The 14,048-nt window shown below is 58.7% G+C and carries 15 protein-coding genes; 5 read left to right on the top strand and 10 right to left on the bottom strand.

Annotated elements, in window-relative coordinates; translation table 11 throughout:
• Positions 1–91 precede the first annotated feature (91 nt).
• The 4 genes from cysK to crr all read left to right on the top strand — a co-directional run bounded on the left by cysK (position 92) and on the right by crr (position 4,141).
• Positions 92–1,063, top strand: a complete 972-nt coding sequence (cysK, locus tag B3229_RS00655; protein ID WP_033791739.1) for a cysteine synthase A — start codon at positions 92–94, stop codon at positions 1,061–1,063.
• Positions 1,064–1,450: 387 nt separating this feature from the next.
• Positions 1,451–1,708 carry a phosphocarrier protein Hpr gene (gene ptsH, locus B3229_RS00650; RefSeq protein ID WP_007889063.1) on the top strand — a complete coding sequence of 86 codons (258 nt, stop codon included), beginning with the start codon at positions 1,451–1,453 and terminating at the stop codon, positions 1,706–1,708.
• A gap of 159 nt (positions 1,709–1,867) precedes the next feature.
• Positions 1,868–3,595: a phosphoenolpyruvate-protein phosphotransferase PtsI gene (ptsI, locus tag B3229_RS00645; protein ID WP_286867743.1), complete on the top strand. Its 1,728-nt coding sequence runs from the start codon at positions 1,868–1,870 to the stop codon at positions 3,593–3,595.
• Between the two features lie 42 nt (positions 3,596–3,637).
• Positions 3,638–4,141, top strand: coding sequence for a PTS glucose transporter subunit IIA (gene crr, locus B3229_RS00640; RefSeq protein ID WP_033753703.1), 504 nt, complete (start codon positions 3,638–3,640; stop codon positions 4,139–4,141).
• A gap of 85 nt (positions 4,142–4,226) precedes the next feature.
• Here crr and B3229_RS00635 read toward each other — a convergent pair whose 3' ends face one another.
• From B3229_RS00635 to B3229_RS00590, 10 genes are all read right to left on the bottom strand, one after another.
• Positions 4,227–5,594: an ATP-binding protein gene (locus B3229_RS00635; RefSeq protein ID WP_286867738.1), complete on the bottom strand. Its 1,368-nt coding sequence runs from the start codon at positions 5,592–5,594 to the stop codon at positions 4,227–4,229.
• On the bottom strand, positions 5,591–6,271 hold the full coding sequence (locus B3229_RS00630) for a response regulator transcription factor (RefSeq protein WP_048786142.1): 681 nt from the start codon (positions 6,269–6,271) through the stop codon (positions 5,591–5,593). Before B3229_RS00630 ends, B3229_RS00635 begins: the two co-directional genes overlap by 4 nt.
• Before the next feature lie 167 nt (positions 6,272–6,438).
• The gene (gene cysM / locus B3229_RS00625) at positions 6,439–7,320 is read right to left on the bottom strand and encodes a cysteine synthase CysM (RefSeq protein WP_048786140.1); all 882 of its coding nucleotides are present in this window, start codon (positions 7,318–7,320) and stop codon (positions 6,439–6,441) included.
• A gap of 75 nt (positions 7,321–7,395) precedes the next feature.
• Positions 7,396–8,484: a sulfate/thiosulfate ABC transporter ATP-binding protein CysA gene (gene cysA, locus B3229_RS00620; RefSeq protein WP_286867736.1), complete on the bottom strand. Its 1,089-nt coding sequence runs from the start codon at positions 8,482–8,484 to the stop codon at positions 7,396–7,398.
• A complete protein-coding gene (gene cysW / locus B3229_RS00615; protein ID WP_286867735.1) occupies positions 8,474–9,349 on the bottom strand; it encodes a sulfate/thiosulfate ABC transporter permease CysW in 876 nt (291 codons plus the stop codon). Before cysW ends, cysA begins: the two co-directional genes overlap by 11 nt.
• The gene (gene cysT, locus B3229_RS00610) at positions 9,349–10,185 is read right to left on the bottom strand and encodes a sulfate/thiosulfate ABC transporter permease CysT (RefSeq protein ID WP_048786134.1); all 837 of its coding nucleotides are present in this window, start codon (positions 10,183–10,185) and stop codon (positions 9,349–9,351) included. Before cysT ends, cysW begins: the two co-directional genes overlap by 1 nt.
• Complete coding sequence (locus tag B3229_RS00605) at positions 10,185–11,201, bottom strand: sulfate ABC transporter substrate-binding protein (protein ID WP_286867733.1); 1,017 nt, start codon at positions 11,199–11,201, stop codon at positions 10,185–10,187. Before B3229_RS00605 ends, cysT begins: the two co-directional genes overlap by 1 nt.
• A 178-nt stretch (positions 11,202–11,379) precedes the next feature.
• The gene (locus B3229_RS00600) at positions 11,380–11,997 is read right to left on the bottom strand and encodes an RpoE-regulated lipoprotein (protein ID WP_286867731.1); all 618 of its coding nucleotides are present in this window, start codon (positions 11,995–11,997) and stop codon (positions 11,380–11,382) included.
• A 64-nt stretch (positions 11,998–12,061) separates the two neighbouring features.
• Positions 12,062–12,523, bottom strand: a complete 462-nt coding sequence (locus B3229_RS00595; RefSeq protein ID WP_286867808.1) for a DUF2919 domain-containing protein — start codon at positions 12,521–12,523, stop codon at positions 12,062–12,064.
• Entirely contained in the window at positions 12,519–12,944 is a 426-nt protein-coding gene (locus B3229_RS00590) for a GNAT family acetyltransferase (RefSeq protein ID WP_033753728.1), read from the bottom strand. The genes B3229_RS00595 and B3229_RS00590 overlap by 5 nt, the downstream gene beginning before the upstream one ends.
• Before the next feature lie 210 nt (positions 12,945–13,154).
• Between B3229_RS00590 and amiA the strand changes: the two genes are divergently transcribed.
• A complete protein-coding gene (amiA, locus tag B3229_RS00585) occupies positions 13,155–14,021 on the top strand; it encodes an N-acetylmuramoyl-L-alanine amidase AmiA (protein ID WP_277269185.1) in 867 nt (288 codons plus the stop codon).
• The last annotated feature ends 27 nt before the right edge of the window (positions 14,022–14,048 follow it).

Raw genomic sequence — 14,048 nt, 5'->3', positions numbered from 1 at the left:
CATATAGATATGCGTTTTCTTTCCTTCCGCGCGTAGACAGAAAGGGTATGCTCAGTGGGTTCCCAATAATTCATACAGTTAAGGACAGGCTATGAGTAAGATCTATGAAGATAACTCGTTGACAATTGGTCATACGCCACTGGTTCGACTGAACCGCATCGGTAACGGCCGCATTCTGGCGAAGGTAGAATCCCGTAACCCGAGCTTCAGCGTAAAATGCCGTATCGGTGCCAATATGATTTGGGACGCAGAGAAACGCGGTATTCTGAAACCTGGCGTCGAACTGGTCGAACCGACCAGCGGCAATACCGGCATCGCACTGGCCTATGTCGCCGCCGCGCGCGGCTACAAGCTGACGCTGACCATGCCGGAAACCATGTCCGTCGAACGTCGCAAGCTGCTGAAAGCGCTGGGCGCCAACCTGGTGCTGACCGAAGGGCCGAAAGGCATGAAAGGCGCTATCGCCAAAGCGGAAGAGATTGTCGCCAGCGATCCGGACAAATATGTGCTGCTGCAGCAGTTCAGCAACCCGGCAAACCCGGAAATTCACGAGAAGACCACCGGTCCTGAAATCTGGGAAGACACCGACGGCGCGGTAGACGTGTTTATCGCGGGCGTCGGCACCGGCGGCACCCTGACCGGCGTCTCTCGCTATATCAAGAACACCAAAGGCAAGAAAGAGCTTATCACCGTGGCGGTGGAGCCAACTGACTCGCCGGTTATCGCTCAGGCGATTGCTGGCGAAGAGATCAAGCCTGGTCCGCATAAGATTCAGGGCATCGGCGCCGGCTTTATTCCCGGCAACCTCGATCTCGATCTGGTGGACCGCGTTGTGGCGATCACCAACGAAGAGGCGATCAGCACGGCGCGCCAGCTGATGGAAGAGGAAGGCATTCTCGCCGGCATCTCCTCCGGCGCAGCAGTCGCAGCGGCGCTGAAGCTGCAAGAGGACGAAGCGTTCGCCAATAAGAATATCGTGGTCATTCTCCCCTCTTCCGGTGAGCGCTATTTAAGTACCGCGCTGTTTGCCGATCTTTTCACCGAGAAAGAGCTGCAGCAGTAACGGCAGATTCCGAAAACGTCGAAAAAAGCACCCAAATGGGTGCTTTTTTGTGGCGCAGATCGCACTTTCACCACCGCCCAGATTGATTTCAGTGACTCAGCTCTGGTATTTAAGCTGCCAATTATTTCGGTGCCTGAAATTAATCAGCCTTTGAAGTGGATCAAGCTGAATCGATTTACGCATTTGGCGAAACGGCGAATCACGGCATAATTAGCAGCTGAAGCGCTCGACAGGGATTTTGACCCTTCAACTGGAATGACGTACTCATTCAAGCGCATTTAATGGTCAGCGTAACGCTATACCCGCGCACCTACACAGGCTAAAGTTACGGCTCCAGGCTAGACTTTAAGTCCATAACACCAAACCTGATAACGTTGGGGAAACAGAATGTTCCAGCAAGAAGTTACTATCACCGCGCCTAATGGTCTTCACACCCGCCCTGCCGCGCAGTTTGTTAAAGAAGCGAAAGCGTTCCAGTCAGAAATCACCGTTACCTCTAACGGCAAATCCGCCAGCGCCAAGAGCCTGTTCAAACTGCAGACGCTGGGCCTGACCCAAGGCACGGTTGTGACGCTCTCCGCAGAAGGCGAAGATGAGCAGCAGGCCGTGGAGCATCTGGTTAAACTGATGGCTGAACTGGAGTAATCCAGTCAGCTTTTGCTTTATACCGACTCCTTTGCCCCATTGAGTGCAAACATCTTGATCGCGGACAACTTGTCCGCGTTATCACATCCGTAGAGTACAGCTCCCGCGACAATGGCAACGCATTGGGTCTAAGAGCCATCGTGATTAAAAGGTAGGGTTATGATTTCAGGCATTTTAGCATCACCAGGTATCGCTTTCGGCAAAGCTCTGCTGTTGATTGAGGATGAGATCGTCATCAACCGCAAGAAGATTTCTGATGACCAGGTTGACCAGGAAGTAAAACGCTTCCTCGACGGCCGCGCTCAGGCTGCGCAGCAGCTGGAAGCGATCAGAGTGAAAGCGGGTGAAACGTTTGGTGAAGAGAAAGCAGCCATCTTCGAAGGCCACATCATGTTGCTGGAAGACGAAGAGCTGGAGCAGGAAATCATCGACCTGATCAAGAAAGATCACGCTTCGGCCGACGCCGCCGCCTACTCCGTGATCGACGGTCAGGCGAAAGCGCTCGAAGAGCTGGACGACGAATACCTCAAAGAACGCGCCGCTGACGTTCGCGATATCGGCAAACGTCTGCTGCAAAACATTCTCGGTCTGCATATTGTCGACCTGAGCGCTATCCAGGACGAATCGATTCTGGTAGCCAAAGATTTAACGCCGTCGGAAACCGCGCAGCTGAACCTGAAAAAGGTGCTGGGCTTTATCACCGACCTCGGCGGCCGCACTTCGCACACCTCGATTATGGCGCGCTCGCTGGAGCTGCCGGCAATCGTCGGTACCGGCAACGTCACCGCCACGGTGAAAAACGGCGATTTCCTGATTCTGGACGGCGTGAATAACAAAGTTTACGTCAATCCGTCAGAGAGCGAGCTGGAAGAGCTGAAAGCGGTTCAGACTCAGTATCTGAGCGAAAAACATGAGCTGGCCAAGCTGAAAGATCTGCCGGCGATCACGCTGGACGGTCACCAGGTTGAAGTGTGCGCCAACATCGGCACCGTGCGCGACGTCGCCGGCGCAGAGCGCAACGGCGCGGAAGGCGTCGGCCTCTACCGCACCGAGTTCCTGTTTATGGATCGCGACTCGCTGCCGACCGAAGAAGAGCAGTTCCAGGCTTATAAAGCCGTGGCCGAAGCTGTCGGCTCGCAGGCGGTGATTGTGCGCACCATGGATATCGGCGGCGACAAAGATCTGCCTTACATGAACCTGCCGAAAGAAGAGAACCCGTTCCTCGGCTGGCGCGCCATTCGTATCGCCATGGATCGCAAAGAGATCCTCCATGCCCAGCTGCGCGCTATTTTACGCGCCTCTGCCTTCGGCAAGCTGCGCATTATGTTCCCGATGATCATCTCTGTTGAAGAAGTGCGCATCCTGAAAGCCGAACTGGAAACCCTGAAGGCGCAGCTGCGCGAAGAAGGCAAAGCGTTCGATGAAACCATCGAAGTCGGCATTATGGTGGAAACTCCGGCGTCGGCGGTGATTGCGCGTCATCTGGCGAAAGAAGTCGACTTCTTCAGTATTGGGACAAACGACCTGACGCAGTATACTCTGGCGGTCGATCGTGGTAATGATTTGATTTCTCACCTGTATAACCCGATGACGCCGTCGGTGCTGAATTTAATCAAGCAGGTGATCGACGCTTCTCATGCCGAAGGCAAGTGGACCGGCATGTGCGGTGAGCTGGCCGGTGATGAACGTGCTACACTACTGTTACTGGGTATGGGGCTGGACGAATTCAGCATGAGTGCCATTTCAATCCCAGGCATTAAGAAAATCATTCGCAATACTAATTTCGAAGATGCGAAGGCTCTGGCGGAGCAGGCTCTGGCTCAACCTACAGCAGAAGACCTGATGAACCAGGTCAACAAGTTCATCAAAGAGAAAACACTCTGCTGATCCACGAGACGCTGGCCCAACAATACTGTTTAGGAGAAGAATATGGGTTTTCTTGACAAGCTTTTTGGCAATAAATCAGAAAGCACATCTGGGACGATTGATATTGTTGCGCCTCTGTCAGGCGAAATCGTAAACATTGAAGACGTACCGGATGTGGTGTTTGCCGAGAAGATCGTTGGCGACGGTATCGCCATCAAACCAACCGGCAACAAAATGGTTGCGCCGGTCGATGGCACCATCGGTAAGATTTTCGAAACCAACCACGCGTTTTCAATCGAGTCTGACAACGGCATCGAGTTGTTTGTGCACTTCGGCATCGACACCGTCGAGCTGAAAGGCGAAGGCTTCAAGCGCATCGCGGAAGAAGGCCAGAAGGTCAAGAAAGGCGATGTGGTGATCGAGTTTGATCTGCCGCTGCTGGAAGAGAAAGCGAAATCTACGCTGACGCCTGTGGTGATCTCCAACATGGATGAGATCAAAGAGTTGGTTAAGCTCTCTGGTCAGGTTACCGTTGGCGAGACGCCGGTGATCCGCATCAAGAAGTAACGGCTTCAGCTAAGAAAAACGGCACCCACTGGGTGCCGTTTTTGTTTCTGTTCTGTGGGGTGACGATGCACCTGAAAAACATGACTCAGGCCCCCTTATCCTGCGCCTTCCAGCGCGGCAGACGAATCGTCAGCTCCAGCCCGCCCTCAGGACGATTCACCGCCTGCACCTCGCCGTGATGCGCCAGCTCCACCTTACGCACGATAGCCAGACCCAGCCCGTAACCTTTACCCAGCAGCGGCGAATTAACCCGCACAAAAGGATCGAAGATGCTGGAGAGCTTCTCATCGTCCACGCCCGGCCCCTGATCGCGTACGCGAATCGCCAGCCACTCCTGCTCCGCCTTCAGCCTGACCTGAATATGCTGACCGGGCAGCGAGAAACGCAGCGCGTTACGCAGCACGTTCTCGATACCGCGGCGAATCAGCTCGGCGTTGCCGCGCACGGTGTAATCCGCGTTTTCATCCACCAGGAAGTCAACCTGCACGCCAGGGATCTGCGCCTCATAGCGCACATCGGTGACCACCGCGTGCACCAGGCCGGTCAAATCGAAATATTGCTCGTCGGGCATGCTCTCATGCTCGGCGCGCGACAGCGTCAACAGCTCGCCAATCATCTTGTCCAGCCGCCGCGCCTCCTCGTCGATGCGATCCAGAGAGGCGCTAACGCTGGCCGGCGTCTGACGCGCCAGGCCTGTGGCAAGTTGCAGACGCGCCAGCGGCGAACGCAGCTCGTGCGAAATATCATGCAGCAGCTCCTCGCGCGCGTGCACCAGCGTATCGAGCCGCTCTACCATGGCGTCGAACGCCTCCGCCACGTTAGATAGCTCATCGTGGCGCTTGCGCATCATGGGATAGAGCCGCACGCTGAGATCGCCGTTCGACACGCGTGAAAAGCCCTCGCGCAGCTGACGCATCGGCCGCGTCAGGTTCCACGCCAGCAGCAGGCTAAACAACAGTCCGACCGTGCCGGCGAAAAAAAACATCGGCTCAGGAATATTGAGAATGCGGCGCGGCCTGTCCAGGCCCATCGAGCTGTCTTCGCGCAGGCCTTTAACGTTATAGCGCAGCTCATACTCTTTGCCGTCCGCCCCTTTTACCCAGCGCACGATAACGTCAGGGAACTTGCCCTGAAACGGCGGATTGAAAGTTTCCGGCAGCGGCTCGGAATGAACGGGTCGGGCATGCTGGATCACGGAAAAGAACTGGCGATCGTTAGGCTCCCAGTCCGCCATCATATCGTTCAGCGAGCCGAGTCCGCCGCGCTCCAGCACTGAAACCGCGGACGCCATCTGTAAGTTGACGATGCGGCGCGTGGCGATAATCTCCGGCGGCTCGTGACGATTGCCGGCGATGCTGAAGCCGAGCCAGAGCAGCTGGCTGATAATAACGAATACAATCCAGAAGCCGATTAAAATCTTCCAGAACATGCGCCCGCGATAATTCTGCTTCATCGAATGCGATAGCCGATGCTGCGCACCGTTTCGATGTTGACGCTGTCGGCGGTGAGCGCCGCCAGCTTCTGACGAATATTGCTGATATGCACGTCGACGCTGCGATCGTAGGCTTCGCGCGGACGGCCCAGCCCTTTTTCCGACAGCTCATCTTTGGACACCACGCGGTCCGGCGCGCGCATCAGCAGATCCAGCAGATTGAATTCCGAAGCGGTGAGATCGAAGGCTTTACCCTGCCACTCGGTCATGCGCGTAGCAGGATTGAGCGTTAGTTCGCCCCAGCGCAGCAGCTCTTTTTTATCCGGCAGCGGCGCCTGCTCTTCGAAGCGGCGCAGCACGGCGCGCAGGCGCGCCACCAGTTCGCGCGGATAGCAGGGCTTCGGCATATAGTCGTCCGCGCCCATCTCCAGCCCGATCACGCGATCGATATTGTCGCCTTTGGCGGTCAGCATGATCACCGGCAGACGGCTGTTCTGCCGTACCTGACGCAGCACGTCGATGCCGCTCATATCCGGCAGCATAATATCGAGGATCATCGCGGTGTAGTGGCCGGAAAGCGCGCCTTCGATACCGGCGCTGCCGGTTAATACCAGCTGGGTTTCAAAGCCTTCCGCAATTAGGTACTGGCTGAGCATGGTGCCCAGCTCCAGATCGTCGTCAACTAACAAAATTTTCATAAGGGTCTCTCGCCTGAATTGCCGCTATTTTGTCCTGAGCGGGCGCCGGACGCAGCCGATTTTACGTGTTCCTTACAGATCCGACGTCAGACGATGCTCAGGATGACTATAGACAAAAACGGCCCGGCAGCACCAGACAGGCGCAACCGGGCCGTTTAGCAGAGAGGTTAGCGGTAGACGCCAGTCGAGAGATAGCGGTCGCCGCGATCGCAGACGATAGCGACGATAACGCTGCCGGGCCGCGCCTGAGCGATGCGCAATGCGCCCGCCACCGCGCCGCCGGAGCTGACGCCGCAGAAGATGCCTTCGCGGCGCGCCAGCGCCCGCATCGTCTCTTCCGCCTCGGCCTGGCCCATATCCATCAACTCGTCCACCAGCTCGGGCCGATAGATGCCCGGCAGATAAGCCTGCGGCCAGCGACGAATGCCGGGTATGGCGCTGCCCTCTTCCGGCTGCAGGCCGATAATGGCAACGCGATCGCTTTGCTCTTTCAGGTAGCGGCCGACGCCGGTAATGGTGCCGGTGGTGCCCATGCTGGAGACGAAATGAGTCAGGCGTCCGGCGCTCTGCTGCCAGATTTCCGGCCCAGTGGTCTGGTAGTGGCCGAGCGGATTATCGGGATTATTGAACTGATCGAGCACATGACCTTCACCGCGCGCCATCATCGCCAGCGCCATATCGCGCGCGCCCTCCATGCCCTGCTCGCGACTCACCAGCACCAGCTCGGCGCCGTAGGCGCGCATCGCGTCCTGCCGCTCCTGGCTCATATTTTCAGGCATCAGCAAGCGCAGCGCGTAGCCCTTCATGGCGGCGATCATCGCCAGCGCGATGCCGGTATTGCCGCTGGTCGCCTCAATCAGGCGGTCGCCGGGCGCGATCTCACCGCGCAGCTCTGCCTGGTGGATCATCGACCATGCGGCGCGATCCTTAACGGAGCCGGCGGGGTTGTTGCCTTCCAGCTTGAGCCAGATTTCGCTGCCGTTGGCAGGCGTCAGGCGCTGGAGTTTGATCAGCGGCGTATTGCCGATGGTGTTTTGCAGAGTGCTCAAGGTGCGTTTCCCGGCGAAGCTAAGCGATCAAAAAAAGGGCGGGATCGCTCCCGCCCGCTGTCGCGTGAGAAAATATCAGGCGCTTTCGGCAAAGGCAACAGCGCGCAGCGGCGTAGCGCCCTGGTAGAGGCGCGCCTGCTGCAGGCCGACGAACAGGCGTTCGCCGCGCACCGGCACGCTTCGTTCGCCGTCGTACACCAGCGAAAAAGGCTCGCTCTGCCAGCCGGTCGGCTGAACCACCAGCTGCCAGAAGTGGCCGCGCGGGCTCACCTCAAGGATCTGTACCGGCAGCGGCGTCTCCAGGCTGCTCTGACGGGAAACGTCAATCTCCCACGGACGCAGGAAGAGCTCGACCGCGCCCTGATGCGCCGGGGTGTAGCCCAGCGGCCAGTGGTGCGCGCCGACGTGGAACTGCGAGCCGTGGACCTCGCCGTCGAAGCGGTTCACTTCGCCGAGGAACTCCAGCACGAAGCGCGTGGCCGGATCGCGCCACACATCGTCCGGCGTGCCTACCTGCTCGATATTGCCCTGACTCATCACCACCACGCGATCGGCCACTTCCATCGCCTCTTCCTGATCGTGAGTGACGAAGACGCTGGTGAATTTCAGCTCTTCATGCAGCTGACGCAGCCAGCGACGCAGCTCTTTACGCACCTGCGCGTCCAGCGCGCCAAAGGGTTCATCGAGCAGCAGGATCTGCGGTTCGACCGCCAGCGCGCGCGCCAGCGCCACGCGCTGCTTCTGGCCGCCCGACAGCTGCGCCGGGAAGCGGTTCGCCAGATGTGCCAGTTGCACCATCTCCAGCAGACGCGTCACGCGCTGCTTAATTTCCGCCGAAGAAGGACGCTCGCGGCGCGGCAGCACCGTCAGACCGAAGGCGATATTGTCGAACACCGTCATATGACGGAACAGCGCATAGTGCTGAAACACGAAGCCGACCTGGCGGTCGCGGGCGTGCAGCGCGCTGACATCTTTATTGTGAAAGCGGATCTGCCCGCTGTTCTGATGCTCCAGCCCGGCGATAATACGCAACAGCGTGGTTTTCCCAGAGCCGGACGGGCCCAGCAGCGCCACCATCTGGCCAGAAGGAATATCCAGAGAGATATCGTTCAACACCGGAGTGCGGCCGAAAGATTTGTTGATCTGGTTAATCTCAATGCTCATGATTTTCCTCCTGTTGCAGGCGATGCTGCTGTTGCTCTAAGCGCCACTGCAACATGCTTTTCAGAAACAGCGTCACAATTGCCATCAGCGTCAGCAGCGCGGCGGCGGTAAAGGCGCCCACCACGTTGTAATCCTGATGCAGTAATTCAATTTGCAGCGGCAGCGTGTAGGTTTCGCCGCGAATCGATCCCGATACCACCGAGACCGCGCCGAATTCGCCCAGGGTGCGGGCGTTAGTCAGTACCACGCCATAGAGCATCGCCCAGCGAATATTGGGTAGCGTTACGCGACGGAACATCTGCCAGCCGGAGGCGCCCAGCAGCACCGCCGCCTCATCTTCGTGGCTGCCCTGGCTGAGCATCACCGGCACCAGCTCGCGCACCACAAAGGGACAGGTGACGAACACGGTGGCCAGCACCATGCCGGGCCAGGCGAACATCACCTGAATGTTATGCGCGTCCAGCCAGCTGCCTGCGGTGCCGTTGACGCCCCAGAACAGCAGATACATCAGGCCCGCCACCACCGGCGACACGGCGAACGGAATGTCGAACAGCGTCAGCAGCAGCTGGCGACCGGGAAAATTAAAGCGCGTCACCAGCCAGGCGAGCAGCGTGCCGAACACCAGATTAACCGGTACGGTAATCAGCGCCACCAGCACTGTCAGCCAGATGGCGTGCAGCATGTCGCTGTCGCCGAGATTCTGAAAGGCGACGCCCAGTCCCATCTTCAGCGCTTCGTAGAAGATAGAAATCATCGGCACCACCAGCAGCAGCAGCGACACCAGCACGCCGATGCCGATCAGCAGCCATTTGCCCCAGTTGACCGGTTGGCGCTCGGCGGCGTTGATGTGGGAAATATCCGCCATTAGTGACCTCCCAGTCGACGGCCGAAGCGGCTCTGCAGGGTGTTAATCGCAAACAGCAGCACCAGCGACGCGGCCAGGATCACCGAGGCGATAGCGCTGGCGGCCGGGTAGTCGAACTCCTGCAAACGCACGAAAATCATCAGCGAGGTAACCTCGGTTTTCCAGGCGATATTGCCGGCGATAAAGATCACCGCGCCGAACTCGCCGATGCTGCGGGTAAAGGAGAGCGCGGTACCCGCCAGCAGCGCAGGCGCGACTTCCGGCAGCACCACGCGACGAAAGCTCTGCCAGGGCGTCGCGCCCAGCGTCTGCGCCGCCTCTTCATACTCCGGCCCCAGCTCCTCCAGCACCGGCTGTACGGTGCGCACCACGAAGGGAATGCTGGTAAAGGCCATGGCGACGGCGATGCCGAGCCAGGTATAGGAAACTTTTACGCCGAAGGCGTTGTAGATCCACTCGCCGTACCAGCCGTTCAGCGAGAAGAGACCGGCCAGCGTCAGGCCCGCCACCGCCGTTGGCAGCGCGAACGGCAGATCCACCAGACCGTCCAGCAGCGTGCGGCCGGGAAAGCGATAGCGCGTCAGAATCCACGCCATAATCATGCCGAACACCGCATTGAACAGCGAGGCGACGGCCGCGGACAGCAGCGTCACTTTATAGGCCGCCACCATTTGCGGGTTGCTGATCACCTGCCAGTACTGCGCCAGCGTCATCTGCGACAGCTGCATCAGCAGCGCGCTGATCGGCAGCAGCAGAATTAAACAGGTAAACAGCAGGCTGGTGCCCAGACTCAGGCCGAAGCCAGGCAGGACGCGTTTCTGACCTAAGGCAAACATTATCCACGCCCCGCTGATAACAGTTGATCCAGCTCGCCGCCGCTGGCGAAGTGGGTTTTCATCGCCTTATCCCAGCCGCCGAACTGATTTTCCACGCGAAACAGCTGCGTCTGCGGGAAGCGATCTTTATGCTCGCCCATCAGCTGCGGGTTGTTCACGCGATAATAGAAATCGGTCACGATTTGCTGCGCCTGCGGCGTATAGAGATAGTTGAGATAGGCTTTCGCCGCGTCTGCGGTGTGATTGTGCTCGACGTTTTTATCGACCCAGGCAACCGGGAACTCGGCGAGAATATCCGTTTTCGGCACTACGACTTCATACTCGTCTTTACCGTACTGGTTACGGATATTGTTTACTTCCGATTCAAAGCTGATCAGCACGTCGCCCAGGCCGCGCTCGGCGAAGGTGGTAGTCGCGCCGCGCCCGCCGGTATCGAACACCTCGACGTTCTTGAGAAACTGCGCCATAAAGGCGCGGGTTTTCGCCTCGTCTCCGCCGTTAGCTTTACTGGTGGCGCCCCAGGCCGCCAGCCAGGTGTAGCGGCCGTTGCCGGAGGTTTTCGGATTAGGAAAGACCAGCTTCACGCCGTCGCGGCCAAGATCGGCCCAGTCGTGAATCTGCTTTGGATTGCCCTTACGCACCAGAAACGCCATGGTGGAGTAAAACGGCGAGCTGTTGTTCGGCAGTCGGCTTTGCCAGTCGGCCGCGACCAGATTGCCTTTATCGTGCAGCACCTGCACGTCGGTGACCTGGTTATAGGTGACCACGTCGGCGCGCAGCCCTTGCAGGATCGCCAGCGCCTGCTTTGACGAACCGGCGTGCGACATTTTGATGGTGAGTTTGTCATCGGGATGGCTGGCATCCCACTGTTTTTCGAACGGCGCATTCAGGGCGACAAACAGCTCGCGCGCGACGTCGTACGAGCTGTTGAGCAGCTCGGTGGCACTGGCCGCGCCCGCAAGGCTAAGCGACAAGGCGATACCGCCAACGATATTTTTCATCGTTCTTTTGGTCATGGGGCACCCTGAGAAAACAAGAGATCCGGCCTACGCCAGCCGTTTGCCCAGTGTATTTATAACCCCATGAAAAGCTGTAGCGGTTTTATATATCGTTTGATGATTTCAAAGTCGAAAATGGCATAAGCGGACGCAAGAGTTTATGCGTCAGGCGGGAATGGCGCTGACGCTCAAGGCGTTAACGCTGCCAGATAATTTTGCTTAGCTTCCAGCTTTTCAATACGTCATCCGACGGCATCAAACCGTCCGGGCCGTGCCAGTCGCCGCTGTAAACGTAGGAGAGATGCTGGCTGCCCGGCGCGCGGCACTCGACGTCGTGGCTGCCCGCGCCGCCCGCCAGCTTGCAGTTATTAAAGGCCTTGCTGAACCTGTCGCTAAAGGCGTCGCCGATTTTCGCGCCGTCCTGCGCGGCGATGTCGCTGTCCATCACCTCAATACGTTCTACGCTGCTGGATCCGCTGATCTGCAGCTTCACTTTGCCGTCGTCCAGCGCCTGCCAGAAAGCGATAACGTCGCCGTTTTCGCTGCGCATGCCCTGACGCAGCTTGTAGTTGCCTTTCAGGCCGTCGCTGATGGCGCCTTCGCTCATTGCAGTGGTGCTGCCGACGCCGCCGACGCCCTGTTCAGTGGCGGTCAGCGATGAACCAAACCAGTTCCACGGCAGCGCCGACGACCAGTGGTAGCTCAGCGGGTTATACCAGCTTACATCGGAATCAGAGGCGGAACCGGAACCCGAACTGGCGCAGCCGCTTAGCAGCGCGGCGGCAACCAGCAGCGAAATGGGTAAAGCTTTCATGAAAACTCCTGTTAACACTGTGCCAAACGGCAGAACTCATTGGAGTCGCCAGCGGCAAAAAAGTTTATTCCGCCAGCTGATGTTCCGGCAGAAAGCAGTCGCGCAGCCTGACGTTGACCAGCAGCCACAGCAGCGCCAGCCCGTCGAACAGCGTCAGCAGCAGCGGCCAGGGCGAGGCGAGCAGATCGCCAGACGCGAACGTCGCGCCCTGCCACGCCAGATTGACCGCGAGCGACAGCGCCAGCACCCTGCGCCACGCCTGCCACAGCCGAGGCCAGCGCGCGCGATAGCCGGTCAGCAGCAGGCCGATCAGCGCGGGCGCGCCGAGCGCCAGCCCGAGCCAGAATGCCTGGCGATCGGGATAGAACAGCCCCAGCAGATCGCTGCCCTGCTGGCGCGAGGCGCCTGCCATCACCAGCAGGATCCAGGTGCGCGCCAGCAGCAGCAGCGTCAGCCAAAAAAGAAACGGCAGCCGCAGCTGCCCTTTCGCATCATATTCATCCGGCAAATATTTCACCGCATCAATACTCCCGGTCTTCAATCAGCCGCTTGCCGAGCAGCACCGAATCCACCGGTTCGTACTCCAGCTTCTCGTAGAACGCCACCACCTGATCGTTCTCTTCGCGCACCATCAGGTTGATCTTGGGACAGCCGCGCGCGATCAGCTTTTTCTCCAGCCGGTTCATCAGCGCGTTGGCGAAGCCGCGGCCCTGGTAGTCGGGATGCACCGCCAGATAGTAGGCGGAGCCGCGATGGCCGTCATAGCCGCCCATCAGCGTGCCGACCACTTCGCCACCGACTTCCGCAACCAGAAAGAGGTCAGCGTCATGGTTCATCTTGCGTTCGATATCCAGCTCCGGATCGTTCCACGGACGTAACAAATCGCAACGCTCCCAGAGCGTGATCACCTCTTCAAAATCTTCCTGGCGGAAGGCGCGGATTTCCATCTTCTTTACCTTGCAAATAAGCACAATTCGCTGATTATCACGCATTCGCCGCCGCGTGCAAGCCCGGTTAGCGCAGCCTGGAACAAAAACCGGCAATTTTTCTGTTAGCAACCTGACATACAAAGTAAAGAGCTGAAAGGGTTCCGTCCTCGCAGCGAACAAAATGTTACGATATAACACTCTGCACATCATTCGCTAATGGACCAGCCCATGCCCACACTCTCTTTGCTCAAGCGTCTTACCAACCGTCGCCAGCTGCTGCTCTCCGGCCTGGCGCTGGCCGTGCTCTCTCCACGCGCGATTCAGGCGAAAGAGGAGAATGCGCCGCTGCGCGCAAGTCCGCGCCACGCGCAGCCTGCGCCGCCGCAGAAAAAGGGCAAGCGCATCGTGATGATCGATCCGGGCCACGGCGGCATCGATTCCGGTGCCGTCGGCAGCGAAGGATCGGAAGAGAAACATATCGTGCTGGCGATTGCGCACCAGGTGCGCGCACTGCTGCAGGCGCATCCGCGCATCGAAGTACGGCTGACGCGCGACAGCGATCACTTTATTCCGCTCTACCAGCGCGTCGAGATCGCCCACCAGCACGGCGCGAACCTGTTTATGTCGATTCACGCCGACGGCTTTACCAGCCCGGAAGCCAGCGGCGCCTCGGTGTTCGCCCTCTCGAATCGCGGCGCCAGCAGCGCCATGGCGCGCTATCTCTCCGATAAAGAGAATGCGGCGGATAAAGTGGGCGGCGCAAAAGTCGAGGAGCAGGATCACTACCTGAATCAGATCCTGTTCGACCTGGTGCAGACCGACACCATCCGCAACAGCCTGACGCTGGGCAAACATGTGCTGGATCAGATCCGCCCGGTGCATCGACTGCACAGCGAACACACTGAACAGGCGGCGTTCGCCGTGCTGAAATCGCCGTCGATTCCGTCGGTGCTGGTGGAAACCTCCTTTATTACCAATCCGCGCGAAGAGCAGTTGCTCGGCACCGACGCTTTTCGCCGCAAAATCGCCACGGCGATCGCCGACGGCATTACGCGCTACTTTGATGAGTACGATCGCCGCAATGGTCAGGTATAATCGCGCCACTTTTTTGCAATGAGTCCG

This window comes from Pantoea sp. UBA5035 (assembly GCF_002415245.1).
Classification (GTDB): domain Bacteria; phylum Pseudomonadota; class Gammaproteobacteria; order Enterobacterales; family Enterobacteriaceae; genus Pantoea; species Pantoea septica.
This window is presented reverse-complemented; position numbering and strand designations above follow the sequence as displayed.